This is a genomic window from Ruegeria sp. HKCCD7559 (assembly GCF_013110575.1).
In the GTDB taxonomy this organism is placed as follows: Bacteria; Pseudomonadota; Alphaproteobacteria; order Rhodobacterales; family Rhodobacteraceae; genus Ruegeria.
Map to the genome: position 1 here is coordinate 448189 of NZ_WVQU01000002.1, position 25054 is coordinate 473242.

General features: G+C 58.0%; 30 protein-coding genes. 15 read left to right on the plus strand and 15 right to left on the minus strand.

The window, feature by feature from the left end:
• The first annotated feature begins 96 nt into the window (after positions 1-96).
• The 10 genes from GS605_RS10250 to pqqE all read left to right on the plus strand — a co-directional run bounded on the left by GS605_RS10250 (position 97) and on the right by pqqE (position 8276).
• Complete coding sequence (locus GS605_RS10250; protein WP_171723907.1) at positions 97-981, plus strand: LysR family transcriptional regulator; 885 nt, start codon at positions 97-99, stop codon at positions 979-981.
• Positions 982-1201: 220 nt separating this feature from the next.
• Positions 1202-1948 (plus strand): ABC transporter ATP-binding protein, encoded by a 747-nt coding sequence (locus GS605_RS10255; protein WP_171723908.1) that lies wholly within the window; start codon positions 1202-1204, stop codon positions 1946-1948.
• Entirely contained in the window at positions 1945-2736 is a 792-nt protein-coding gene (locus GS605_RS10260; RefSeq protein WP_171723909.1) for an ABC transporter permease, read from the plus strand. Before GS605_RS10255 ends, GS605_RS10260 begins: the two co-directional genes overlap by 4 nt.
• A complete protein-coding gene (locus GS605_RS10265) occupies positions 2733-4334 on the plus strand; it encodes a HAMP domain-containing sensor histidine kinase (protein WP_171723910.1) in 1602 nt (533 codons plus the stop codon). The genes GS605_RS10260 and GS605_RS10265 overlap by 4 nt, the downstream gene beginning before the upstream one ends.
• 4 nt (positions 4335-4338) lie before the next feature.
• A complete protein-coding gene (locus tag GS605_RS10270; RefSeq protein WP_171637164.1) occupies positions 4339-5022 on the plus strand; it encodes a response regulator transcription factor in 684 nt (227 codons plus the stop codon).
• A 102-nt stretch (positions 5023-5124) separates the two neighbouring features.
• Entirely contained in the window at positions 5125-5226 is a 102-nt protein-coding gene (pqqA, locus tag GS605_RS10275; RefSeq protein WP_117873022.1) for a pyrroloquinoline quinone precursor peptide PqqA, read from the plus strand.
• Positions 5227-5249: 23 nt separating this feature from the next.
• Positions 5250-6146, plus strand: a complete 897-nt coding sequence (gene pqqB / locus GS605_RS10280; protein WP_171723911.1) for a pyrroloquinoline quinone biosynthesis protein PqqB — start codon at positions 5250-5252, stop codon at positions 6144-6146.
• A complete protein-coding gene (gene pqqC / locus GS605_RS10285; protein ID WP_171723912.1) occupies positions 6143-6892 on the plus strand; it encodes a pyrroloquinoline-quinone synthase PqqC in 750 nt (249 codons plus the stop codon). Before pqqB ends, pqqC begins: the two co-directional genes overlap by 4 nt.
• A complete protein-coding gene (pqqD, locus tag GS605_RS10290) occupies positions 6892-7164 on the plus strand; it encodes a pyrroloquinoline quinone biosynthesis peptide chaperone PqqD (protein ID WP_171723951.1) in 273 nt (90 codons plus the stop codon). Before pqqC ends, pqqD begins: the two co-directional genes overlap by 1 nt.
• Positions 7164-8276, plus strand: a complete 1113-nt coding sequence (pqqE, locus tag GS605_RS10295; RefSeq protein WP_171723913.1) for a pyrroloquinoline quinone biosynthesis protein PqqE — start codon at positions 7164-7166, stop codon at positions 8274-8276. Before pqqD ends, pqqE begins: the two co-directional genes overlap by 1 nt.
• A 2-nt stretch (positions 8277-8278) precedes the next feature.
• On the opposite strand, the gene GS605_RS10300 is transcribed toward pqqE, so the two are convergent.
• Genes GS605_RS10300 through GS605_RS10330 form a run of 7 tightly spaced genes read right to left on the minus strand, consistent with a single transcriptional unit; the run spans position 8279 to position 13452 of the window.
• On the minus strand, positions 8279-8875 hold the full coding sequence (locus GS605_RS10300) for an ABC transporter ATP-binding protein (protein WP_171637170.1): 597 nt from the start codon (positions 8873-8875) through the stop codon (positions 8279-8281).
• Positions 8872-9621, minus strand: coding sequence for an ABC transporter permease (locus tag GS605_RS10305; RefSeq protein ID WP_171723914.1), 750 nt, complete (start codon positions 9619-9621; stop codon positions 8872-8874). Before GS605_RS10305 ends, GS605_RS10300 begins: the two co-directional genes overlap by 4 nt.
• Positions 9622-9627: 6 nt before the next feature.
• Positions 9628-10593 carry an ABC transporter substrate-binding protein gene (locus GS605_RS10310; RefSeq protein WP_171723915.1) on the minus strand — a complete coding sequence of 322 codons (966 nt, stop codon included), beginning with the start codon at positions 10591-10593 and terminating at the stop codon, positions 9628-9630.
• A 20-nt stretch (positions 10594-10613) separates the two neighbouring features.
• Positions 10614-10862: a PepSY domain-containing protein gene (locus tag GS605_RS10315; protein WP_171723916.1), complete on the minus strand. Its 249-nt coding sequence runs from the start codon at positions 10860-10862 to the stop codon at positions 10614-10616.
• A gap of 15 nt (positions 10863-10877) precedes the next feature.
• The gene (locus GS605_RS10320; protein WP_171170174.1) at positions 10878-11315 is read right to left on the minus strand and encodes a hypothetical protein; all 438 of its coding nucleotides are present in this window, start codon (positions 11313-11315) and stop codon (positions 10878-10880) included.
• Positions 11316-11334: 19 nt separating this feature from the next.
• Positions 11335-12306 carry a YVTN family beta-propeller repeat protein gene (locus GS605_RS10325; protein WP_171205913.1) on the minus strand — a complete coding sequence of 324 codons (972 nt, stop codon included), beginning with the start codon at positions 12304-12306 and terminating at the stop codon, positions 11335-11337.
• Positions 12307-12318: 12 nt separating this feature from the next.
• A complete protein-coding gene (locus GS605_RS10330) occupies positions 12319-13452 on the minus strand; it encodes an ABC transporter substrate-binding protein (RefSeq protein ID WP_171723952.1) in 1134 nt (377 codons plus the stop codon).
• A gap of 366 nt (positions 13453-13818) precedes the next feature.
• On the opposite strand from GS605_RS10330, the gene GS605_RS10335 reads away from it, so the two are divergent.
• Genes GS605_RS10335 through GS605_RS10345 form a run of 3 tightly spaced genes read left to right on the plus strand, consistent with a single transcriptional unit; the run spans position 13819 to position 16104 of the window.
• Positions 13819-14358, plus strand: coding sequence for an SRPBCC family protein (locus GS605_RS10335; protein WP_171637179.1), 540 nt, complete (start codon positions 13819-13821; stop codon positions 14356-14358).
• The gene (locus GS605_RS10340) at positions 14345-15289 is read left to right on the plus strand and encodes a YncE family protein (RefSeq protein ID WP_371807746.1); all 945 of its coding nucleotides are present in this window, start codon (positions 14345-14347) and stop codon (positions 15287-15289) included. The genes GS605_RS10335 and GS605_RS10340 overlap by 14 nt, the downstream gene beginning before the upstream one ends.
• Positions 15286-16104, plus strand: coding sequence for a quinoprotein dehydrogenase-associated SoxYZ-like carrier (locus GS605_RS10345; RefSeq protein ID WP_171723917.1), 819 nt, complete (start codon positions 15286-15288; stop codon positions 16102-16104). Before GS605_RS10340 ends, GS605_RS10345 begins: the two co-directional genes overlap by 4 nt.
• Position 16105: 1 nt before the next feature.
• Here the strand turns inward: GS605_RS10345 and GS605_RS10350 are convergent, their stop codons facing one another.
• From GS605_RS10350 to GS605_RS10380, 7 genes are all read right to left on the minus strand, one after another.
• Positions 16106-16660, minus strand: coding sequence for a PQQ-dependent catabolism-associated CXXCW motif protein (locus tag GS605_RS10350; RefSeq protein ID WP_171723918.1), 555 nt, complete (start codon positions 16658-16660; stop codon positions 16106-16108).
• The gene (locus GS605_RS10355) at positions 16657-17499 is read right to left on the minus strand and encodes a substrate-binding domain-containing protein (RefSeq protein ID WP_371807747.1); all 843 of its coding nucleotides are present in this window, start codon (positions 17497-17499) and stop codon (positions 16657-16659) included. The genes GS605_RS10350 and GS605_RS10355 overlap by 4 nt, the downstream gene beginning before the upstream one ends.
• Complete coding sequence (locus GS605_RS10360) at positions 17483-17986, minus strand: c-type cytochrome, methanol metabolism-related (protein WP_171637183.1); 504 nt, start codon at positions 17984-17986, stop codon at positions 17483-17485. The genes GS605_RS10355 and GS605_RS10360 overlap by 17 nt, the downstream gene beginning before the upstream one ends.
• A gap of 69 nt (positions 17987-18055) precedes the next feature.
• Positions 18056-19858 carry a lanthanide-dependent methanol dehydrogenase XoxF5 gene (gene xoxF5 / locus GS605_RS10365; RefSeq protein WP_171637184.1) on the minus strand — a complete coding sequence of 601 codons (1803 nt, stop codon included), beginning with the start codon at positions 19856-19858 and terminating at the stop codon, positions 18056-18058.
• Between the two features lie 134 nt (positions 19859-19992).
• The gene (locus GS605_RS10370; protein ID WP_371807748.1) at positions 19993-20382 is read right to left on the minus strand and encodes a c-type cytochrome; all 390 of its coding nucleotides are present in this window, start codon (positions 20380-20382) and stop codon (positions 19993-19995) included.
• A 22-nt stretch (positions 20383-20404) separates the two neighbouring features.
• Positions 20405-21238 (minus strand): S-formylglutathione hydrolase, encoded by an 834-nt coding sequence (fghA, locus tag GS605_RS10375; RefSeq protein ID WP_216598307.1) that lies wholly within the window; start codon positions 21236-21238, stop codon positions 20405-20407.
• 1 nt (position 21239) lies between these two features.
• Positions 21240-22352, minus strand: coding sequence for an S-(hydroxymethyl)glutathione dehydrogenase/class III alcohol dehydrogenase (locus GS605_RS10380; RefSeq protein ID WP_171637187.1), 1113 nt, complete (start codon positions 22350-22352; stop codon positions 21240-21242).
• A gap of 165 nt (positions 22353-22517) precedes the next feature.
• Here GS605_RS10380 and GS605_RS10385 point away from each other — a divergent pair, with 165 nt between their 5' ends.
• Complete coding sequence (locus tag GS605_RS10385) at positions 22518-23132, plus strand: hypothetical protein (RefSeq protein ID WP_171637189.1); 615 nt, start codon at positions 22518-22520, stop codon at positions 23130-23132.
• A 30-nt stretch (positions 23133-23162) separates the two neighbouring features.
• A complete protein-coding gene (locus tag GS605_RS10390; protein ID WP_171723920.1) occupies positions 23163-23942 on the plus strand; it encodes a pentapeptide repeat-containing protein in 780 nt (259 codons plus the stop codon).
• A 5-nt stretch (positions 23943-23947) separates the two neighbouring features.
• Here the strand turns inward: GS605_RS10390 and GS605_RS10395 are convergent, their stop codons facing one another.
• Positions 23948-24979, minus strand: a complete 1032-nt coding sequence (locus tag GS605_RS10395; protein ID WP_171723921.1) for a quinoprotein relay system zinc metallohydrolase 2 — start codon at positions 24977-24979, stop codon at positions 23948-23950.
• Between the last annotated feature and the right edge of the window lie 75 nt (positions 24980-25054).

Consider the following 25054-nt stretch of genomic DNA (forward strand, 5'->3'; position numbering starts at 1 on the left):
ATGCGATTGCGTTTTCTCCAAAATTCCAGAGTTCCACTGGCCGAAGCAAATCAATATTGCTATTTATTTGCCGCAGAAAAACTAAGGCTTAAATGGATGTCACTTTCCCCTCGTCGCCCGAAAGGCCCACATCTCAATGCTTTACGAGCATTCGAAGCGGCGGCTCGGCTTGGAAGTTTTGCCGCTGCGGCAGACGAGCTATCTGTTACACCGGGCGCGATAACTCAGCACGTCAAGGCCCTTGAAGCCTGGGCCGGCACCCAACTTTTTGTCCGAAATGCCCGCGGGGTCGAGATGACGGCGCTTGCCGAAGAGCTTTTGCCCGGGTTCACCCAGGCGTTTGATCAATTGGGAATGGCCGTGCAGGAACTTCGAACCAAGGCCCTGCCGCGCAAGGTCAAGGTCGCCGCGCTGCCGTCGATCGCGCAATTGTGGCTGGCGCCCAGACTTGGAACGCTCAGACAAATTGCCCCGGATTTGTCCGTGTCTGTTGTGGCCCTTGAAACGCCGCCAAACCTTACGCGTGAACCATTTGACATGACTTTGTTCTTTTCCGGTGAACCGATCGGAATCAACGAAATCAAAATAGCCGAAGATGTGATTTTCCCGGTTTGCGCCCCCTCGGTCGCGGATCGATTGAAATCTGTTTCAGATCTTTCGCAGGAAACCCTTCTCCATGACGGGGCATGGGCAAATGATTGGGACAATTGGCTGAACAGCCAACCAGATGGCGCACGTGTACCGAAGACGGGAACCGTGCACTCGTTGTATTCTGTCGCGCTGGAAGAGGCGCGTCATGGCGGTGGCGTGTTGATGGCGCACGAAGTTCTGGTTCAGAACTTGCTGGACAATGGCGATCTGGTTCGCCCGTTTTCGGCCTCGTTGAAGCTTCCTCGCGCAATGGTGGCCAAATTCACACCCTCTTTCAGCAGATCGCCCGTACTCAAAGAGTTCAGATCGTTTTTGCTGAACGCAAACTGAAAAGCGGTGCCCGCAAAACGGGGTGTTCGCGCCGATCAGGCCCGCCTTCCCCTGACAGTCTCGGCTGGCCAAATTTGGCGACGAATCCTTCGGGCGATACCATCAAATCCGTGAAGCTTCACATACTTAAGTCGTGGTCCGGCCTCGGACTGGAAGGTTGAGAAACGCGCCCCGACGATGCAAGCTGCTGTCAAGAACCATGGTTCGGGACGGAGGAAGAATGTCAGACGCGCGCCCCTCGGCGGAAACCGATCCTGGTCTCGCCGTACGCGACCTGAGCTTTCATTATGGCGCCAAGGCGGCTTTGGATGCTGTCTCTTTTGACGTGTCGGCGGGGATGTTCTGCGGTCTGCTCGGTCCGAATGGGGCCGGAAAATCTACACTGGTGTCGCTGCTCACGCGATTGCTTGTGGCGCCGGACGGTGAAATCACGGTCGCGGGCCATGATCTGCGCCAATCCCCACGCAGGGCGCTGACAAAGCTTGGCGTGGTCTTTCAGCAACCGACACTGGATCTGGGTTTGACGGTGCGCCAGAACATGGCCTATTTCGCAGCTCTGCATGGGTTGTCGCGATCCGAAGTCCCCGGCCGTATCGACGCGGCGCTGGATCGGCTGAACATGCGCGACCGCGCCGGGGAACGAGTGCGCGATCTCAATGGCGGTCATCGCCGCCGTATGGAACTGGCGCGTGCCCTGTTGCACGAACCTTCGGTGTTGCTGTTGGACGAACCGACCGTTGGGCTTGATGCCGCGGCTCGGCACGCGATAACCGACCATGTGCACGACCTGGCGGAACAGGGGCTGTGCGTCTTGTGGGCCACGCATCTGACAGATGAAATGCGCGACGACGACCAGCTTCTGGTTCTGCATCGCGGTCAGATTCTTGCCAGTGGGCAGGTGGGCCGCCTGCGGGGGGATCAAACACTGTCCGATTGGTTCCTGTCCCGAACCGAGGTCCCGACATGAACGGATTCCTGGGAGTCGCCCGCGCCATCATCGGACGCGAGTTTCTGCGCTTCATCCATCAACGCGAACGATTTCTGGCAGCCCTGGTCCGGCCAATGGTTTGGCTTTTGATCTTCGCAGCAGGGTTTCGCGCGGCCCTCGGCCTGTCGATCATTCCACCCTACCAGACCTATATCACTTACGAGACCTATATCGTCCCCGGACTGTGTGCGATGGTTCTGTTGTTCAATGGGATGCAAAGCTCGCTCAGCCTTGTCTACGACCGCGAGATGGGCTCGATGCGCCTTCTGCTGACCAGCTCGTTCCCGCGCTGGTGGCTTTTGTTCTGCCGTCTGCTGGGATCAACGGCGATATCCATCCTGCAAGTCTATACGTTTCTCGCATTGGCCGCTGTGTTCGGCATTGTCCTGCCCCTACCCGGATATGTCGCGGTTTTGCCGGGGCTGGTTCTGGGTGGTCTGATGCTGGGCGCGCTGGGGCTGGTGCTGTCCAGTTTCGTCAAGCAGCTGGAGAATTTTGCCGGGGTGATGAACTTTGTCATCTTCCCGATGTTCTTCCTGTCCTCCGCCCTTTATCCGCTGTGGAAAATGGCTGAAAGCTCGCCATTGCTGCGTGATATCTGTGCGCTCAATCCTTTCACGCATGTGGTCGAGTTGATCCGGTTTCTGCTTTACTTGCAGATCAACTGGGGGGCCCTGCTGTGGGTTCTGGCGTCAACCGCGATACTGAGCGCGATCGCCGTTTGGGGGTACGACCCGGCCCGGGGCCTGATGAGGCGGAAATCATGACGGCCGCGCCACAAACCGCAAAGCGGAGTCTGCTTCTGAAAACACGCTTGGGCCTTGGGGCCGTCGTGCTTGGATCAGGCACCCTGCTGGCGGCCGCAATCCTTTACTTCGGGATGCAGACCGTCGCCAGCCGCCTGGAAACGGCACTGGCATCGGAGACCCGCATGGCACGATATGCTGCTCTGTCGACCCAGGCGGCCACATTTCTTGTAATCGCAACCGAGTCGATACAGACCGGCCAAACGGTCGATTCTCGACTCGATCGCCTTTCGCCGATCCAAGACCAAATTGGGGCAACGTTTCTGAACCTTCGTTCCGATGTGGAAGATGCCGTTGCCGCGGTTCAATCCCTGGGGCTGGACGAACAATCGCGATACGGAACCCAATCCCTGGGTCTGGCCAGAATGGAGGCGCTGCTGGCCAGCACGCTGGAAGGGCTAGCCGACGCAGACGCCGATCAGGCCCAGCTCCGCGCCTATGTCGACTCGTTTGCGTCGGCGTTTGATCCCCTTCTCAGCCAGGCGGTGAATACCGAGGTACTGTTTCGAAACTCCGTCATGGCGGGAATCGAAAGGACCCGCTGGGTTCTGACCTGGGCGGCACTGGCACTGGCACTGTTCGCCTTGCTCAGCACGGCGTGGTTCTATTTTGGCCTGGTGCGACCGCAGTTCTCTCGTCTGGATCGGCTGCGCAACGCGGCGGTTCAGGTCGGCCGATCCGAATTCGCAATTTCGCTGCCTCAAACCCGCAATGATGAGATCGGCCAGTTATATGGCGAGACCAACCGCATGGCCGCTGCATTGAGAAAACGCCAGGCCGAGGTTGACGCAGAATGGGCCCGGTTGAACGAGACCATTGCCCAGCGAACCCGCGAACTGAGCGCTGCAAATGAGTCCCTGTCCAAGATCGACGAAAACCGGCGCCGCTTTTTTGCTGATGTCAGTCACGAACTGCGCACACCGCTGACGGTCATCATGATGGAAGCTCAGATAGGCCAGAGGGATAACCAGACCGCGCCAGAGGCGTTGGCAACAATCGAATGCAGCGCCGCAAAACTGAACCAGAGAATCGATGATTTGCTGCGCGTCGCCCGTTCCGAAACCGGTGAGCTGGCTCTGGAACCAACCAACGTTGCACTATGCGATCTGATGCAAACAGTTGTGAGCGACATTCAACCTGAAATCGACGGCGCCGACATGCAGCTTGAAACGGGCGACTTCCCGGATTGTTCGTTGCACTGTGACCTGAACTGGATTCGTCAGGTCCTGCTCAGTCTGATACGCAATGCGATCCGACATGCGCGGGACGGGAAGGCGTTGTTGCTGTCCGGTCAATCGGTTGATGGTGGCGTTCAAATACAGCTGACCGATAACGGCCCCGGAATTCCCGACGGCGCCCAAACCCGGATCTTCGAGCGGTTTGTACAAGGAGGAGCAGCAAACAGTCAGGGTTTCGGTGTCGGGCTGGCACTGGCCAGGTGGGTTATAGAGGCCCATGAAGGAACCATTTCGGTGGCAAGCCCGGTTCCGCGTGAAGACGCCTTGGGATCAAATGCCGGTACAAATGTCTGCATTCGACTACCACTGGCGGAGGCATAGAAAAATGGTCTCCAGACTGCTGATCATAGATGACGACCCCAGAATCACGTCGGCCCTTGTCCGGGGCCTGTCGCTGCACGGCTACTCAGCCGAGGCTGAAAACCGCGCCGACCAAGGGTTGGAGCGGTTGAAAAGCGGTGTATTCTCGGGCGCGATTGTCGATGTCATGCTGGGAACCGACAGTGGTATCGAACTGGTCCGGGCCGCGCGTCTTGCCGGGGTCGGAATCCCGATATTGATGTTGTCTGCCCTTTCCGATGTCGATCATCGTGCCGCCGGGCTTGAAGCCGGGGCCGATGATTACGTCATTAAGCCGTTCAGCTTTGATGAGCTTGTCGCCCGGTTGCAGGTACAGGAACAACGCGTGCTGTCTCAGCGCCCGGACCCCGCGCGCCTGTCGTCGCGGGACAGAACACTTTCGATCCGCGAGACACGCATTGCGCTCACCGAACGTGAATTCGAACTGCTCACACTGCTCAACAGCAAGGCCGGATCGCCAATATCCCGAGGAGAACTGTTTGACACGCTCTGGTCACAGGACGGGTCCAGTAACGAAAACGTGGTGGACGTCTACATCGGATATCTGAGAAAGAAATTGGGGTCGGATGATTTTGGATTTGAAATCAAAACCATACGCAATCAAGGCTTCTGCCTTCAGGGAACTGCTCCACTGTCAGATGACGCCTGAGTACCGACCAAAGTCTAAATCCTTCTTATGAATTAAGAGTCGCACGGGCGCATGAGACCTGCCACATTGCTCGCAAGCACATTCTAGGAGGAGGACCCTGATATGGCTTGGAACAGACCTGTTATTCGCGAAATCGAATGCGGCATGGAAATCAACATGTACGGCCCCGATCACGACGATGAGCGCGGTGGCGGCCTGATTTGATCAGCTGCAAGCGCCAACATTAAATGACGTTGCGCGCAATAATACTTGGGGCCGCTGCTGGCGGCGGCCTTCCGCAATGGAATTGCGGATGTGAAAACTGCAATCTGGCCCGAAGCGGACATATCCCGGCGCAGACGCAATCATCACTCGCGGTCTCACCCGATGGCCAGAACTGGGCCATCCTGAACGCGTCTCCGGATATTCGAACGCAGATCGGCAATACGCCTGTCCTGTATCCGTCCGGGTTGCGAGAGGTGCCGATTCAATCGGTGCTGGTGACAAATGGTGACATCGACCATGTGGCCGGCTTGCTGACGCTGCGCGAGATGCAGTCATTCACGCTGTTTGCAACCCAGAGCATTCAGGACGTCATCGCGCAGAACCCGATTTTCGACGCCTTGAACGCCTCGGTCGTGACTCGCGCGCCTATCTCGTTGAATCAGACGTTCGATCTGGTTCCCGGCTTGCAGGCAACATTGTTTTCGGTGCCCGGCAAAGTGCCTCTGTATCTGGAAGGGGAACATGTCGAAACCGAATTGGTTGGCGAACAAACCGTCGGAGTGGCGCTGAGCGCGCAGGGGAAGACGGCATATTACATACCGGGCTGTGCCGCATTGACGCCCGAGCTGCGCGCCCGACTTGACGAGGCCGATCTTTTGTTTTTCGACGGCACGCTTTGGCACGACACGGAAATGGTGCAGGCCGGGTTGGGTCAGAAAACGGGCAAGCGCATGGGCCATATGTCGATGGACGGCCCCGATGGATCGATCGCTGGTTTCGCCGATATGAAAATCGGCCGGAAAGTGTTCATCCACATGAACAACACCAATCCGGTTCTGCGCCCCGACAGCGCCGAGAACGCCCGGGCAAGGGCGAAAGGCTGGACGATAGGCCAGGATGGCATGGAGATAACGCTATGACCCAAAGCCACAAAGAGTTCGAGGCCCGACTTCGTCAGATCGGAGCCGAGCGTTACCACGACCTTCATCCGTTTCATCATCGCCTGCACGGTGGTCAATGCACGCCTGACGAAGTGCGGGCTTGGGTGATCAACCGCTACTATTATCAGCATTCCATCCCGATGAAGGACGCCGCCTTCATGTCGCGTGTAGAAGATCCTGCGCTGCGCCGAGCCTGGCGGTCGCGGATCGAAGATCATGACGGCACGGAAGACAACGAAGGTGGTATCCGGCGCTGGTTGCGACTGGCCGAAGCCGTCGGTCTGGATCCGGACTATGTCGCCTCATGCGACGGCGTATTGCCTGCCACCAGATTTGCGGTGGACGCTTACGTGCGATACGTCCGCGAAAAGTCGTTGCTGGAAGCGGTTGCGGCCTCACTCACTGAATTGTTTGCTCCCAAGATTCATGCCAACAGGATCGAAGGCCTGCTTCGGCATTACGATTTTGCGGATGACAGCTCGCTTGCCTATTTCCGCAACCGCCTGAAAGAAGCCCCGAAGGATGTGGCCTTTGGTCTGGCATGGGTATTGGATCATGCCGACACCGCTGAAAAACAGGACGCGGCAGCCAAGGCACTGATTTTCAAGACCGATGTCCTCTGGTCGCAGCTGGATGCCCTGTGGGGCGCCTATGTCGAACCTGCACGAATTCCTCCGGGGGCATGGAAGCCGGACACCGGTTTACGGATGCGGCAGGCGTCGTAATGTTGGCGCAGGAGGTCCCCTTGCTACCGCGTGGTGTCCGCATCCATTTCGATTCCGTGCGAGAACAATGGGTTCTGCTGGCACCTGAACGGGCCGTGACGTTGGATCAGATCGGACATGCGATTCTGAGCGAAGTTGACGGCCAACGCAGCTTTGGTCAGATCACCGCGAGACTGTCCAGGCAATACAACGCCCCGGAAGAACAGATTGTCGAAGACAGCTCGGGGTTTCTGGATGCCCTTCGGGCCCGTCGCTTTCTGGATGTCATCTGATGCAGGTAAAACCCCCTCCCCCCATTGCCATGCTGGCCGAGCTGACGCACAGATGTCCGTTGTCCTGCCCCTATTGCTCCAACCCAGTCGAAATGGCCAAACTCGACAATGAAATGGATACCGAAAGCTGGGCACGTGTTTTCAGAGAAGCGGCGGCACTTGGTGTCTTGCAATTGCATCTTTCCGGTGGCGAACCCGCATCCCGCCGCGATCTGGTTGCGCTGGTCAATGCCGCGCGTGAGGCCGGGTTGTACACCAACCTGATCACGTCGGCGATCGGCCTGTCCGAGCGACGCCTGTATGAGCTGGACGAAGTCGGCCTGGACCATATCCAGCTTTCTCTTCAGGGCACCGACGCCGCGATGGCGGATAAGGTAGGCGGCTATCGCGGCGGGTTTGACCGCAAGATGAAAACGGTCGAATGGATCAAGAAGATCGGGTTTCCGCTGACCCTGAACTTCGTGCTGCACCGTCACAATGCCTACCAACTGCCGCGGGCGCTGGAACTGGCACAGGAGATGGGTGCCCGGCGGATCGAAGTTGCAACAGTGCAGTTCCACGGCTGGGCCTTGCGGAACAGGGATGCGTTGATGCCGACGCGGGAACAGGCGCAACAGGTGACGCGACAGGTGGCCGAGGCCAGGAAAGACCTCAAGGGGCAACTGGTCATCGATTATGTTCCAGCAGACTATCACGACGACTACCCCAAGCGATGCATGGGCGGTTGGGGGACAACCGGGCTGAACGTGGCGCCAGACGGTCAGGTTCTGCCCTGCCATGCGGCACAGTCCATCCCGCATCTGACATTTGACCGGGTACAGGACAAACCGCTTGCGGATATCTGGTTCCATGGCAGCGCGTTCAATGCCTATCGCGGAACGGATTGGATGTCGGACCCGTGCAAAACCTGCGAACGCAAAACCATTGATTTTGGTGGCTGCCGCTGTCAGGCCATGGCCGTTATCGGAGACGCAAGCGCCACTGATCCGGTTTGCATCAAATCACCCCACCATCAGACCCTGCAAAACCAGGCAAACGAACATGCCGCCAAATCGGATGCACCCTTCACATATCGTACCGCACCCGGTGCGGCGAGAGAGCCTGCGGAATGACCCTAACCAAGAACCGCACCGCTGGGCCCGGGTACCAGGGTCAGGATCCGGTCGGAAAGCCGCCGTGCTTCGGGTTTGGAATGCGTCACGAACAGGGTCGCCGGGCGATGCCGCGTGATGAGGTCCTCGGTCAGAGTCAGCATCGTCTCGGCCGTTTCGGTATCCAGTGACACAAAAGGCTCGTCCATAATCAGAAATTCAGGCTGCCCGGCAAAGGCGCGCGCCAGAGAAAGCCGGCGCTGCTGACCCAATGACAATTGACCGGGAAACAAATCCCCCTTTCCGTCCAGGCCGACGTCTGACAGCGCGGCGTCAATGTCAGCCTTCGACAGGTCACCATGGATCAGGGCGAGATTATCGAAAGCCGAACGCCATGGCAGCAAAGTGGGTTCCTGAAACACAATGGCAAGCCGATCCGGCCGCACGATTTGGCCTTCGAAATCCGGGTCAATGCCTGCCACCAATCGCAGCAGCGTCGTCTTTCCGATGCCCGATGGTCCGGTCAGCGCGACCGTTTCCCCAGCGGCGATGTCAAATGCAATGGGGCCCAGAACGGCGTGGTGTTCAAAGCGCTTCCTTTGGATGTCAATTCGGATCATGCAGTTCTCCACCGTCGAGCATTGCGCTCCAAAGGTTGAAGAACCAGCCATTCGACAACCAGCATGACAGCAATGAACGAAAACGCGTAGACCAGCACCATTGCCACATCGAACAGCTGAAAATACAAATGGATCTGAAACCCGACACCGGATGAGCGCCCAAGAAACTCGACCACGAGGACGATTTTCCAGATCAGAGAAAGCCCGGACCGTGCGGCAGCTGCGATAAACGGGGCAAGCTGCGGCAGGATCACATGGCGCTGTCGCCTTTGCCACGGCATCCGGTAGACCCGTGCCAACGCATCCAGATCCGGGCTCAGCGCCCTGCCGCCCTCTCGGAGGATCGTTGCGACATTGGGAATTTTGTTCAGCGTAACCGCCGTGATCGCCGCAGCCTCGGTTAGCCCGATCCAGAGATAGCACAGCACGATCAGAACCAACGCGGGCAGGTTCAGGAAGACAACCAGCCATGGATCAAGCCAGCGGTTCAGCGCATCCGATCGCCCCATGGCCAGGCCAATGATCGTTCCCAATGTCATCGCCAGCACGAAGGCCCAGATCACGCGTGAAAGGGTCGCACCAAGGCTGCGCAGCAATTCGCCTGACGCAAGTTCTTGCTGAAACCGGGGGATCAGGTCCCAGGGTTGCGGCAGAATCTGAGGGTCTGCGGTCAGCGACGCCGCAACAATCCACAACGCCACAAGGCCTGCGATGGACAAAAGCGGCGTGAGGCGCGCGTTTTGCATCTGATCCTATTCCACGTCAGCAAAAAGACCCTGTGGCACTGTCGTCGCAGCGCCCACCAGCTCAGCCCCGCCCAATTCGGCCATAAGTTCCAGCATCTTGTTGGCCGCGACCGCATCGACCGGGCGACGATCGGGAATACCGGCGATCCAATCGAGCCTGAGTTGTTCAAACTGTGCATCAGACTTGACGTTCATCCGCGGTCTGATCGCCTCCCATGCCTCGGGCGAATTGGCCAGCAGGTCCTTGGCGTCGCGGCTGGCGGCAAACAGGCTTTGCGCAAGGTCGGGGTGTTCGTTCAGAAAACTCTGTTTCAGGTAATAGCCCAGCAAGGGCGTATTGGTGTCGAGCCCCAAAGCCTGCCCGGCTTCCTCAACCGAGATCAGCTCTTTCATGCCGGACGCTTTCATCTTGGCCAGGAAATGCCAGAAATTGATTGCCCCGGCATAGTCGCCGTTCAAAGCAGATTTGAAGATCAGCGGGGGCGCACCAAACACCTGTTCGGTTTCGGCTTTCAAGTCCATCCCGTATTCTTTTGCTGCATAGGCGCGCAAAATCAGCCAGGATTTATCCAGCGGACCACCCGCGATGCCGATCTTGCCGCCCGACAGGTCCTTCAAACTGGTTGCCGGGCTGTCAGCGGGCACAACCACCCCGCCCACGGCTTTGGAATAAGGGATGAACACATAGTCCTTGCCGGCAGCCCTTTGACGCGCAACCCAAATCCAGTCGGCAACCGCCAAATCAGCCTCATCCCCCTCGACCGCGATACGCGTTGCGCCATTGTCGGCAAACGGTTGAACATCAAGGACAAAGCCATGTTTCCGATCCAGACCGTTCCGGCGAATGGTCTCAAGCTCCCAATTCACCGTTCCGATCTTGAGTACGGCCGCGCGAATGGTCGGCAGGGTCTCGGCGGCCAAAGCCCCCGAACTGAGTGCAAATGCAAGGCACGCGGCAAGAAGTTTGAACATGACCCGATCCCGTTTAATCGCTATTCCGCCTTTCGGCTGATTTCATTCAAGTCTTTGTCCAGTTTGATGTCGAACTGGTTGCCGCCCTTGCAGATGACATCGTCCAGATCGTAACCATCATCTTCAACCTCGATGTCATCCGGGTCCATCTGACACTCGACAGAGACAAGATAGGCCTCGATCTTTGCCACCGTTTCGGCGTCAATGTCGTCGGCGAAAACCGGGGCCGCCAGAAGCCCGACGGTTATCAACATTCCAAATCTTTTCATGACGTTATCTCTCCGTTACTGAATACTCACCGTAATGCGTTGCGTGTCACCGGTGGAACCGGGGATGCGAATTTCATGACTGCCGGGTTTGATCGCGATAAACGACAATTCGGCGACGCCGGCCTTGTCAAACTCGATGCTGTCCACCGCCATAGGACGGATCTCGATCTTGTTGATCACGATCTCATTCATCCAGATCGCGCGAAAGAAAGACGGCCCCTCGATGGCCAATTCCGCCGAACCGTCAGCGGTGATCTCAAGCTTGTAATACGCGCCGGATTGCAGAACCACGTCCTCACCCAACGGTTGCCCCGAAGCAAGCGTCAGCTTGATGGTTTCCCCGCGATTGCATTTCGCCAGAAGCCCGGCAAATCCCAGATCATCGCAAAGAGGTGCCGCCGATATCGGCCCACCGAGCGCCGCGACCATGGCCGCGATCATAAGTTTCTTCATTCCTGTCCCTCCCAGAACTTCAGTCAATGGTCACCACACCCCAGGGCTGTTGCCCGACCTGCACCGATTTGATCGCCTTTTCAGAGGCGACATCGATGATGGTGATGTCGTTTGAATTGCCATTCGTGGTCAGCAGATATTTTTCGTCCGGTGTGAAGTCCAACTGCCAGACCCGCTGCCCCACCAAGATATAGTCCAGCACTTCAAGACTTTGCGCGTCAACGACGGCAACCCGGTTTGCGGGCCCCAAAGCGACGAACAGGCGTTTGCCATCCGATGTCACCTTGGCACCGACAGGCTGCAACCATTCCGGCTGCACGCCCGCTACTTCGAAGCTGATCTTGCCGACAACCGTCGGCGTTCCGTCTTCTGCAATATCCATGACCGTGACGGTTCCGCCGATTTCCGATGTCACGAACAGGCGCTTTCCATCCGCTGTATACTGGGCATAGCGCGGGCGCTGGTCGACCAGGACATTATGCTTGATGGAATAATCCTCGGTGGAAATGAAATGCGCCATGTTGGTGGTCTCGGACGTATTGACCACGAACTTGGCGTCGGGGCTGATCCCCATGCCCTCGGGCTCGACGCCGACCGGAACCTCGGCCAGAATGGTGCGGGTTTCAGTGTCCGTGACCGTCACCAGATTGTCGTCCTCATTGGCGATATAGAGCCGCTTGCCCGAGGGTTCGAGAATGAAAAGCTCGGGGTCCGGACCAGAGGGCAAACTGGGAAGTTCTTCATAGGTCTCTGTATCAAATACCCGGATGATATTGTCATCCGAGGCACAGACATACAGCGTGCCGCCATCCGGACTGACGGTGATCCCGCGCGGTCGGTTGCCGCCTGGAAATTCGGTGATCACCTCCCAGGTTTCGGTATCAACCACGGTAATCGTATTGCCCCGCTCGTTCGAGACAAAAGCCTTGCCCGCAAACACGGGACCCGCGGTCAGCGCAGCACAGGCAACAGTCAACAAAAGTCGTTTCATCAATACCTCCGGTTACTCAAATGCGCGGCAGCTGGATTCCGCCCGATCCAATCCCATCGTATCGAGCGGTGAGACCTGGTGCAGAAACCCCTCTTGCGGACTGACGCTGACAGTGATCGACCCGTCATACAGAAGGATCGGCTGACGCAACTGCCCGTTCCATTCGCGGAATGTCACTTTCTGTCCTTTGAATGCGGCAAGCTCAAACTCGTCCGACAGAGCATAATCCCGAACACCTTCGGGCTCTGCCGTACTGGCACGGGTAACGGCCTCGCCGATCACGCGCAGTGCAAGCCAGGTGTTGTAGTCTTCGGGGCGGACATAACGGCCTGTCAGATCCTCGAAACGGGTCTGGAACTGGGTCGCGCCCCATGCCTCATGCGCGCCGTGAAACGTCGTCGGACGCAAGCCGCCTGACCCCATCACCGGGCGCGGAGTCCAAAGGTGATAGGACAGATAGCGCGCGAAATAATCAGTTTCGTCTGCGGCAATCACAACGTCATGGTCTCGCGCATCTTGCGTGTCCAATGGCAATTGGCGCTGAACAAGGACGTGACCTGAATCCGTTCTACGAGACCCACCGGTATCCGCAAAGGTTCGATCTTCTGCAATCTTCGCGCCGAACTTTTTGGCTGCGCGGCGATACGCGTCTGCAAGCTGGACATCCTCGGGGTTGGATCCCGCCAACAGGAACCAGTCGCCCCATTTCTTCCAGACGGCAAACTGTGCAACCGCATCGGCCTTCATGGCGCGGGACGGGGCGATATGAAGCAGGTTGCCCCGGCAGTTTGCGTTGCGAAGATCGACATCAGGTGCAGACACGTTGAAAACAAGCGCCCCGGACTCTGCCGCCTTGTCCGTCAGGCGCAACATGTCAGGCGCTTTGGCCAAAAGGACGATCAGGCGCACGCCTCCGGCAAGGATCTGGTCCATTGCGGCATCAGCTTCTTCCGGCGGAACGGCCATCGTGATGGTCTCGTAGGTATGTCCCAGAAATCCGCCCGTGGTTCCGTTATCCTCATCCCCAAGCGCGGCACCGGCAAACCCCAGGTCGTCCGGTTTCAGATCATATCGCGAGATCGGCAGAAGCGACGGATAGTCGATCCGCAGCACCGCAGCCTTCACATCCAGCGCCGCGGCGGTCATCGCGGATGCACACCAAAGAAGCGCCGCAAGCAGCGGCAGCAGGCGAATATTCAAGATGTCCTCCCGTTGCCTGAAAGTCAGAGTTCAGATTGAAACACCCGGAGCATAGCGCCCCGAAAAACGGAACCGATACTTTTGGCCGTGTTGTAAAACAAAGCCTATCAGCTTCATCATTGAGCTCGATTCTTATTTTATAAGAATGCGCGTATATGGTTGATCTTGCTGCGGTTTCCCGCGACACCCGCCGATTTTTCAGGGGATGTGACGGGTGACTGGCGAGGTGCGCCCGGCCGTCAGGTCTGACAGAAGAAACGCCGCGAGCGCGCAGCGTCTGCCAACGCTCTGCGCATTCAGGGAGGACATGGAATGCATCGACGATTTCTTCTTGCCGCAACCGCCGCTCTGCTGGTTCCGGGTCTGGTTTGGGCCCACGGGCCGACCCGGCAGAAAGTCACGCTGACTGCCGAGGTCGCAGCCTCACCAGAGGAAGTCTGGGCCGTTGTCGGGAACTTTGATGACATGTCGTGGCATCCGGCTGTGTTTGCGACCGAAGGAAACGGCGGCAACGAGGTCGATGCGACCCGATTGCTGACACTTGGCCAGGAAGGCGGTCCGACGATCAATGAAATTCTGTACAAGTACAGCGCGGAAAAAATGAGCTACTCCTACCGGATCACCGAGGTCGCGGTAGAGGTGCTGCCTGTCACCAACTATTCGTCGCATCTGACGGTAAAACCGCGCGACGGAGGTGGTTCGATCATCGAATGGCGCGGTGCCTTCTATCGCGGGTATCCAAACAACGATCCTCCGGCCGAGTTGAATGACGAAGCCGCCATTGCCGCCGTGACCGGCGTCTATCAGGCGGGTCTCGACGCGTTGATCGAGCGGTTCGGTGCGGCAAGTTAGCCAACTGCTGATGTTGTTTTTGGCGCTCTCTGGCAGCCCGACACTGGCACAGACAGCATTCATCACCTGTCAGAACGGTGAGGAACTAAGCCGGATGGACCTTGCGCGGATGCAGGAAACGGCCCGCTGGCCCCTTCCTGGCAAGCCTGCGGGTGTGGCGGTTGGTCTGGATGAGACGCTGTTCACCGTGTCCCCGGACAGCAAGATGGTCAGGCGTTTGTCTGCCGAGACCGGTGAAACGATCGCACAAGTTACGCTTGAAGGGGGGCCGATTGGAATCGCACTGGATCAGGATCGCGGGCGGGTTTTCGTCTCGGACTGGTACAACGCCCGACTGTGGGTGCTGGACAGTGAAACTCTGAAAGTTCAATCCGAGTTGCCCACCGGAGCCGCCCCGGCGGGTATTGCGATGTCGAAAGACGGGCGTTTTCTGGCGTCGGCCGACAAGGACGCGGACCAGGTGTCAGTTTTCGATGCCGACACTCTTCAGCCTCTGCACCGCAGCCCGGTTGGATCACGCCCCTTCGGGCTGCGTTTTGACCCGGATGGGCGTCTGTTCGTTGGCAATGTCGGCAACAATGATGTCAGCGTGGTCGATGCGGAAACCGGCGCCGTTCTCGCAACGGTCCCGGTCGGGGAACGCCCGTACGGTATCGCTTTCGCCCACGGCCGGGCGTTCGTCACGAACCAATATGCCAATACGCTCAGCGTCATATCTCTGGAGACGCTCGAACATGAGGGCGTGATTGATGTTGGAGAATACCCCGAAGGCATTGATGCGACGGCGGGCGAAGATCTTCTGGTCATCGCAAACTGGTTCGACAACACCGTCAGCATCGTGGACCCGCAGGCACTGTCGGTGGTAGAAACTATGGAAACCTGTGATGGGCCCCGTGCCTTTGGCAGGTTCCTGCAAGGAGGACGACCATGAAAGTTTCTCATCTGATTGCAGTCCTGTTCTGTGTGCTGGCGGCTCCGGTTTGGGCATCCAACGAGGCATGGGAAAATGTCCGAGCGATGTTGTATGGCGACCGACTGATGCAAAACGGAGATGCGTTCATCGCGATTGATGCCCCCTATCGCACGCCCGATGATGCGCGGGCTCAACTGGCGGCTCAGGTTGCGGCCCCTCGGGGAACGAAAGTGGCCAAGGTGACGTTGGTGCTGGACGAAAACCCGATGCCGGTTTCTGCCGTGTTCGAGTTGGAAGTACCATTGCCGGGTTTCTACTTCGACGTGACCATGCGCGTGAACGGCCCGACCCCGATGCATGTCATCGCCGAAACCACGGATGGCCGCCTTTGGGTATCGGAAACTTTCGTCAAAACCTCGGGCCTTGGCGCTTGCGCGGCACCTCCCGGAACTGATCCGGAACTGGCGTTGGCAAACCTTGGAACGATGGAGGCCGAACTGGTGGGCCGCGTCCCTGCGTTGAACACACGGGCACGATTGTCCAGCCTGGGGGCGAACCGGGCCAACAAGATGGATCTGAACATTGATCACCCGTCGCATTCCGGAATGCAGATGGATCAGATTTCCCTGCTGTTCATCCCGATGCGATATGTAGAGACCGTGGATATCGATCTTGATGGCGCGGGGTATGTCCAGATGACGGGGTCGATTTCACTGTCCGAAAACCCAAGGGTCGGCATTTCCGTTCCAAGCAGGGCGCAAGCGGTTGACGTGACCATGACGGATACGGACGGCACGGTCAGTCACTTACACAAAAAACTGGCGGGTTTTTAGATCAGCCGCCTCCGGCAACGGGCTGGCCCGGGGCTGGCTTTACCCGTTCCAGCGGATAGCCCCACAAGGCCCAGCCGTCGGTACCTTCCGGGAACCAATAGACTTTGGTGTATCCCCATTCGATTGCGCGTCGGGCGGCATTCCAGCTCATCCAGCAATCTTCTAGACAAAAGAACACGAGACCGTGGTTGATATCGCCATCGGTGCTGGCCTCTAGACCGGTACGAAAATAGTCTGTCGTAACATCGGCAATTGCGCCGTAGCCGACATTGGGCAACCACAGTGATCCCGGAATGCTGTCGCGCGGCTTGTCGCGCCAGATCGTGCCTTCAGGCAGATTGGCCGGTTTGGGCGGCTGCGGCAAAACGTCGATGAACGCGACGCTTTGTTCCTGCCATAGGGCGTACGCCTCTTCCGGGCCGATGACCGTCCCGCCGGTTATCTGATCCGGCACCGGCGCGCGGTAGTGGTCCATGCGATAATCACCTGGTTCGGGAACTGTCTGCGCTATTGCGGCAGTCGAGATCAACGCAATTGCCACCGATGCGCGCATCATTGCGACAGGTCCAGAACCTCGGTCCCCAGATCATTCACCAAGGGAACACCGGCCTCGGCCAATAACGAATTGATCTCGCCCTGGTTACGCCGGATCAGGGAATTCAGCTGTCTTTGCCATACCTTCTCACCCTGCCGCACGCCCATGGTGATGCGATAGAACAGGCGCGGTGGCAGCTCTTCCTTGACCAGCGGGATCACCTTGAAATCAGGATAGTCTGCCTTGACCAGTGGTCCGCCCAGCGGACCCCAAAGAATGGCCGCATCAATCTCACCTGTTTGCAGGTCATCCAGCATGTCGATGGCCGGGCTTTCCACACGTCGGTCAACGAAGAGGTTATAAGGCTTGGCTTGCCCGATCAGCCCGTTCCGCGCCATATGAGCCGCGGGTGGTGTACCCGCCACGATCCCGATCCGTTTCCCTTTGAGCAGGGGAGCGTTCAGCCTGTTCACCTGGGCCAGATCACTGTCCATCGGCACGATCAGCGCATAGGCGGACGTGTAGTAGTGGTTGGTGTTCTGCACCAGCTCATGACCTTGCGCATAACCGATCACCACATCGCAACGTTTGGCGGCCAGCGTGTTCCGTATGAAGCCCGTCGCCTGCGGAAACCAGACATATTGCACGGGCAATTCCAGCTTTGCGGCAATCAATTCGGCCAGTTTGTTTTCAAATCCCGATCCATCCTCGGATGACATGGGATAGTTGGCTGGATCCGCACAGACGCGAAAAGCCGTTCTTGAAACCAGGTCAGACGTCTGCGCCGACACGGGCACTGCCTGACAAAGCCAGACGCAAAGTCCGAAAATCGGCAGGCAGGCCTTAGCCCATACACGCATCTTCATCCTCGCGGATCACGTCGGATTTCGCCTCTTTCTTCGGCGGGCGGCCACGCGGGATCGCGCCCGATCCATGAGCCTTCAAGTATACATAGATGTCATCCAGAAAGCACATCACATTCGGGTTGTCGCCAAATCCCGGCATTACCGAGTTTTCAGCGGCGTTCACCACTTGGCGGCCATTGGTGACGACATCAACGAAGTCGTAATAATCCATTTCCAACGCAGACTCTTTCAGAGCCGGCGCATAGGTCGAGCCCTCGCCATCCGGGCCGTGACAGACATGGCATTCCGCGTGATAGCGCCGGAAGCCCGAAAATGTCATCCAGTCCACGGTTCCATCCTCGGCCACGTTGAATGTCGGGATATCGTCTTCGGTGTAATACCGTCCATCTTCGGAATACGCGACTGCCAGATTGTCAGCGATCGCGGCAACAGGAAGGCACAATGCAAGAATTGAAGCCAGAAGACGTACAGAATGGTTCATGGAACGCTCGTTTCTTTTCAAGTGAATACCGGCGCGGCCCGATTGAACCGCGCCGGCCAGATCTTTGGCTTAGTTCGGCAATGCGAACACGGTCAGCTGACCGCCCAGCGCGGTATAGTCGCTGAGTGCGGCATAGCCACCCACGGCGCCCAGACCGTCATTCGGGTTGGTCAAACCAGCCGCCAGACCGATACCGGCCCAGCCACCGACACCGGACAGGATGCCGATATACTGCTTGCCACCTTGCTCGTACGTCATCACGTTGCCGATGATGCCAGAGGGCGTTTTGAACTTGTACAGTTCTTCACCTGTTTCTGCATGAACAGCCTTCAGATACCCTTCGAGCGTTCCATAGAAGACAACGTCACCCGCTGTCGCCAGCGCACCCGACCAGACCGAGAACTGCTCTGGCAGTGACCACTTGATGCTTCCATCAGTGTTGTCCCAGGCAATGAAGTTGCCCATGCCACCATGGCTGTCTGGTGCCGGATACATTGCCAGAGTTGCACCCACATAGGGCTGACCAGCGGTATAGGACACGCGGAACGGCTCATAATCCATGCAGACATGGTTGGTTGGCACATACATCAACTGAGTCTTCGGCGAATAGGCCGCAGGCTGTTGGTCCTTGGTGCCCAAAGCCGCCGGGCAGATACCGGTCGAGTTCACGTCCTCGCCGTTCTGTTCCGTCGAATACTGCGCAACCACGGCCGGGCGGCCATAGGTTTCGCTGTTGGGATCCATGTCGACGCCAGTTGTCCAGTTCACAACCGGGTCGAATTTTTCGGCCACCAGCAGCTCGCCCGTCACGCGGTCCATGGTGTAACCAAGACCGTTGCGGTCGAAATGGGTCAGCAACTTGCGCTGCTCGCCATCAATTTCCTGTTCCGTAAGGATCATTTCATTGATGCCGTCATAGTCCCATTCATCATGCGGCGTCATCTGGTAGAACCATCTTGCCACGCCGGTGTCGATGTCACGCGCCATGATGGTCATCGACCAGCGGTTGTCGCCCGGACGCTGCGCCGGGTTCCAAGTCGACGGGTTCCCGGTGCCATAGTACATCAGGTTCTCGTCCAGATCCGCGGAATACCAGCCCCATGTGGTGCCGCCGCCGATCTTCCACTGATCGCCTTCCCAGGTGTTTGTACCCGAGTCCGCGCCAACCGGCTTACCCAGATGGGTGGTCTTTTCCGGATCAACAAGAATGTCCGAATCCGGCCCCATGGAATAGGCCCGCCAGACCTGCTCGCCCGAGTTCATATCATAGGCCGTAACAGACCCGCGCACACCGAATTCGCCACCCGAGATACCGACGATGACCTTGTCCTTGATTGGCAACACCGTGGCCGTGTTGGTTTCACCAATCGCCGGGTCGCCATTCTGGACTTCCCAGACGACATCGCCGGACTTGGCATCAAGCGCCACAACCTTGGTGTCGGCCTGATGCAGGAAGATCTTGCCATCCGCATAAGCCACACCGCGGTTCACCGTGTCACAGCACATGACCGGAATCACGTCCGGATCCTGCTTGGGCTCATACTTCCAGACGATTTTGCCCTCATTTGCCAGATCCAGAGCATAGACAATGTTCGGGAACGGCGTGTGGACATACATCATGTCACCAATCACCAGCGGTGAACCCTCGTGCCCGCGCAGAACACCGGTCGAGAAGGTCCACGCCACTTGCAGATCACCTACATTGTCTGCGTTGATCTGATCCAGTTCGGAATAGCGCTGATTTTTGTAGTCACCCGTCTGGATCGCCCATTGTTTTGCGTTCTCCATCTGGGCAACCAGGTCGTCATTTGCATAGGCCGTGGTGGCCAGTGCAATGGCAATCCCGGAGGTCCAAAGCGATAGATTTTTCATTCAATCTCCTCCCTTTCGTGCAGCGATCTCTCTCTGCATTGCAACACCTCACCCAGGTCGGATTACGGTGTCTGTTGATGCTCGCCCCGACCGACGGTTTTCCGGTCGCTTAGGTGGGAGAGCAATGCGATCTCCTACGACCCGCTGTCCTCAAAGGTCGCAAGATATGCTATGATGTTGGCCCGATCGTCCTCTTTTCGCAGCCCGGCGAAGGTCATCTTGATCCCCTTCGCGTAGTCGCGCGGTTTCGTCAGAAACGCGTCCAGTTCTTCGGGTGTCCAAACCAGCCCTTCTTCGGACAGCGAAATCAACACCGGTGAATAGCCAAATCCTTCTACGGTTGCGGCCTGACGTCCAACAATGCCGTTCAGCATCGGCCCCACCTTGTTTTCAGCCCCCTCGCCCACCGCATGGCAGGCCTTGCACTTGCGAAAGACTTTCTCACCCGCTTCGGGGTCGCCTTCGGCACTTGCGAAGGCGGTGGAAAGCATGAGGCAGGTTGCTGCGAATACCGTTCTGATCACTATCAATCTTTCCTTGCTATTTTCATTGGCTGAGACGTTCCGCGTGCCATTCGACATGGTCGCGCGCAAAACTGTTCACGAAGAAATACGAATGGTCATACCCTTCCTGAATTCTGATCTGTCCGGGCTGGCGGCGCTTTGCCATCATGTTGGCCAACGCTTCGGGTTTGAGCAGATCAAGGAACTGATCATCCGCGCCCTGATCAATCAGCAGGTCACCTTTCCAGCCGTGCTCTTCCAGCAGCAGGGTGGCGTCATGCGCGACCCAGGTGTTTTCGTCGTCACCCAGATAGCTGCTGAGCTGTTTACGGCCCCAATCCGACCGCGTCGGGTGCGCAATCGGCGCAAATGCCGAAAGAGACCCGAATTTATCGGAGTTGCGTATCGCGATCGTAATCGCACCGTGCCCACCCATGGAATGGCCCGTGATCCCGTGACGATCCTGCACAGGGAAATTCTTTAGTACGATGTCGCGCAGTTCGTCGACGATGTAGTCATACATCCTGAAATGGGCCCGCCACGGGTCCCGGGTGGCGTTCACGTAAAACCCGGCCCCCTGCCCCAGATCATAGGCGTCATCATCGGCAACATTGTCACCACGCGGGGACGTATCGGGAAACACAACCGCAACACCGTAATCCGCGGCCGCCTCCTGAAATCCGCCTTTGGTCATCGCGTTTTCATGGGTGCAGGTCAGGCCGGACAAGTACCACAACACCGGCACCGGGCCGGATTTGGCCTGAGGCGGCAGGTAGACGGCAAAGGTCATCTCGCAATCACAGGTCTCGGACGCGTGGGAGTACACGGTCTGCTCCCCTCCGAAACTGCGGTTTTGCGAGATGGTTTTCAAACCCATGTCAGTACTCCACGACCGCGCGGATCGATTTACCCTGGTGCATCAGGTCAAAGCCGTGGTTGATTTCATCAAGCGTCAGCTTGTGCGTGATCATGGGGTCGATCTCGATCTTCCCGGCCATGTACCAATCCACGATCTTCGGAACATCCGTCCGGCCCTTGGCACCGCCGAACGCGGTTCCGCGCCATGACCGGCCGGTGACCAGCTGGAACGGACGCGTTGAAATCTCGGCGCCAGCGGGTGCCACACCGATGATGATGCTTTCACCCCAACCTTTGTGTGCGCATTCCAAAGCGGTCCGCATCACGCCGACATTGCCGGTCGCATCAAAGCTATAATCCGCACCGCCGCCGGTCAGTTCGACCAGATGCGCCACGATATCACCGCTGACGTTCGAGGGGTTCACGAAATCGGTCATACCGAAATGAGTCGCCATTTCGGCCTTGCCGTCATTCAGGTCGACACCAACGATCTGATCACAGCCCGCCATGCGACAGCCCTGAATGACGTTCAGGCCGATCCCGCCCAGACCAAAGACCACGCAACGCGAACCAATTTCGACCTTGGCGGTGTTGATAACGGCCCCGATGCCGGTGGTCACGCCGCAGCCGATGTAACAAATCTTGTCAAACGGCGCATCCTTGCGCACCTTGGCCAGCGCAATCTCGGGCACCACGGTGTGATTGGCAAAAGTCGAACAGCCCATGTAGTGGTGGATCGGTGTGCCATCCAACATGCTGAACCGGGTCGTTCCATCCGGCAACAGACCGGCACCCTGAGTCGCCCGCACTTTCTGACACAGGTTTGTCTTGGGGTTCAGGCAATATTCGCATTCGCGGCACTCGGGTGTGTACAGCGGTATCACGTGATCGCCGACGGTTAGGCTGGTAACGCCTTCCCCGATCTCCAGAACAACCCCGGCACCCTCATGGCCCAAAATTGCAGGGAAAATCCCTTCGGGGTCATCTCCGGAACGGGTAAACTCATCCGTATGACATAGACCGGTCGCCTTGACCTCGATCAGGACTTCACCTGCTTTCGGGCCGTCCAGCTCAACCTCCATGATTTCCAGAGGTTGGCCTGCCGCCACAGCAACCGCCGCGCGTGTTCTCATCTCCGTCTGTCCTCCCATGGCACCGGAATCAACCGCAGTCCGGCAGCTTGGGTCGAGTATGGGGGCGAGCACCACGTGCAAACAATTAAGACAATGGTGTGTATTGGGTTGAATGGACTTCGCGCGCACATTTCATGCATGATGTCCGCGTGGAGGAAAGCTGTGATGTCAAACGGCAAGCTGATTGTTTTGGCGCTGGCCTGTCTGGGTGCGGCTGGCCCTGGCTTGGCTGCGGATTTCTCCGATCCAACATGGCCGTGCATTCAGCGCAAGGTCGAGGACCTTTCGCTGGGCCTCATGTGGCCGTATCAGGTTGTTGACGGCGAAACCGCTAAAAACACTGCCGACATCGACGAAATCGCCGGGCTGTTGGCCCTGAGGCGGATCGAACTGGAAGACCTTCGGCCCCAGGTTGCAGAGTTCGCCGCGCGGTACAATGGGGATCCGGATATTCTGGGTCAGGTGTTCCAGCGCGTCTTTGACACCTTGTCCAAAAGGCGCAAGCACATCATCGCGGGGATCGGAGAGTTTTCGCTCAAGCAGATCGATCTGGCCGAAAAGATTGATCTGGCCAGGGTGGAAATGGACCAAGCCCTGTCTTCCGACCCGCCCGACCATGACCGCGTTGACGCCCTGGAAGAGCAGCTGGATTGGGATCAGCTTATCTATTCCGACCGTCAACGCTCGATCACCTATCTGTGTGAAACGCCGCAAATCATCGAGCGGCGCCTGTTCGCGATTTCGCAAATGCTGCAACAATTGACCTCAGACCAGGGTTGACGCAGCGCCCTCGGGGGCAAGGAGGGACACATGAAACACGTATTGATCATCTTTCTGACGCTGTCGCCCCTCTCGGCCCTGGGCCAGTCCCCACTCAGCGGCGTTGACATGACTCTGCCCAAAATGACCCAAGCGCAAATGACCCGCGCTGATGTCGTGGCCCGGCTTGCGGCTGCAACGGCCGACGCCCCTGCCGATTTCACCCGGGTCTGGCTGAACAATCTCGACTTGTCCGGGTTGGATTTCAGCAACGCGATCCTGCGGGCGACGTCATTGAACGGCACCAATTTGTCGGGATCCACTCTGGACGGCGCGATTCTCAGCCAATCCTGGATGATCGGCGCCAACCTTTCAGGCGCATCGCTTGTCGGGGCCGAGCTGTTCCAGACCCAGCTCAGCCGGGCGGATCTGAGCGATACGGATTTCACAAATGCCAGAACAGCCGCCGATTTTACCAAGGCCAATCTGAACCGGGCAGTATTCAAAGGGGCGGATTTTTCGGCCGACATGCGCAACCAATCCATGGGGCTTATGCGCGGTGTTCTGTCCTCGGCTCGTGGATCGGACGTGGATTTCACTGATGCGCAAATGTCCCGCGCCGATCTGGAATTTGCCAAATTGCCTAACGCCAATTTCACCAATGCCGATTTGTCGATGGCCACATTGGGCGGGGCTGACCTGACAGGGGCCACTTTGTCCGGTGCCGATTTTACGAACGCCGATTTGACGGCAACGCGGCTGACTGATGTTCGAGGCGCAGATCAGGCCAATCTGAACGAAGCGAAAAACGTGGATCGGGCCATTCGCTGACCGGGCTATTCCCATTCGAGTTCGGTGAATGCGACCGTTGCATTGCGCGGGTTGTAGGTGTCAAACAAGTCCCAGTGCACTGCTTCTTCCTGAGCGATCGTTTCAACCGCATCCCCCAACCGCTGGCCACTGTCGATTGCTTTGCGTGTGTCGCTTTCCAGCACGTTCAAATAGCGCATCATATCCTCGGCCCCTTCAGGCCACGCCAGGATCGGCCCACCATGGCCCGGTACGATTTGGGTGACCTCAAGCCCGGTCATCTGTTTCAAGACGCGTTGCCAGCCTATCAGTTGACCATCCAATGCCGGGGTGTGCCGGTGAAATACAAGATCGCCGGTGAACATGACGCCGGTGTTTGCATCCATCACGGTCAAGTCATTCCCGGTATGTGCCCGGGGCCAGGCCCGCAGGATCAGTTTGCGCCCACCCAGATCAATCTCGTGCGTGGTTTCGACGGCGATGTCGACGGAAATCGGCCCGATGCCCACATAGGCGCTTTCGCCGATCGCGGCGCTCAGGCTTTCGACATAGTTGCCCAACCGGTCCAGCAACGCTCTCTCCAGCCCCACATGGCCAACAACTTGCGCACCTGAAAGGGCCAAAGACTCTGTACCCAATGTGTGATCGGGATGCATGTGAGTCAAAATTACGTGACTGACTGGCTTGTCCGTCTCGGCCCGAATGGCCCGCCAGACAGCCTCGCCTATCCATGGTGCCGTTCCCGTGTCAATCACTGCGACACTCTCCTGGCCAATGACAAACCCGATATTGGACACGTCGCCCAGATTGTCCGCGTCGGGTTCCGCTATCAAGCCGCGATGCACGAACAGACCCGGCGCAGCTTCTTCAAATTCCAGAGCCTGGCCAATGGGTTGGCAATAAGGCTCGCCGCTGCGCCGATCGGACAGCGGCGGAGGAGTTGATTTCAGCTTCTGCTCGCATTCAGCCTGGGATCGGGCTTCGTAACCCGGCAAAAGTTGTTCTCTGCAAGGCTCTGCCGCGACCTGCGCGCATAGCAAAATTACGGCTTCAAACATGGCAGCCCTCCGACCGGAACATTGGCACAGATCTCTGCCCGAACCACCGCGCCTTTCGTCGGCATGTATTTTCCC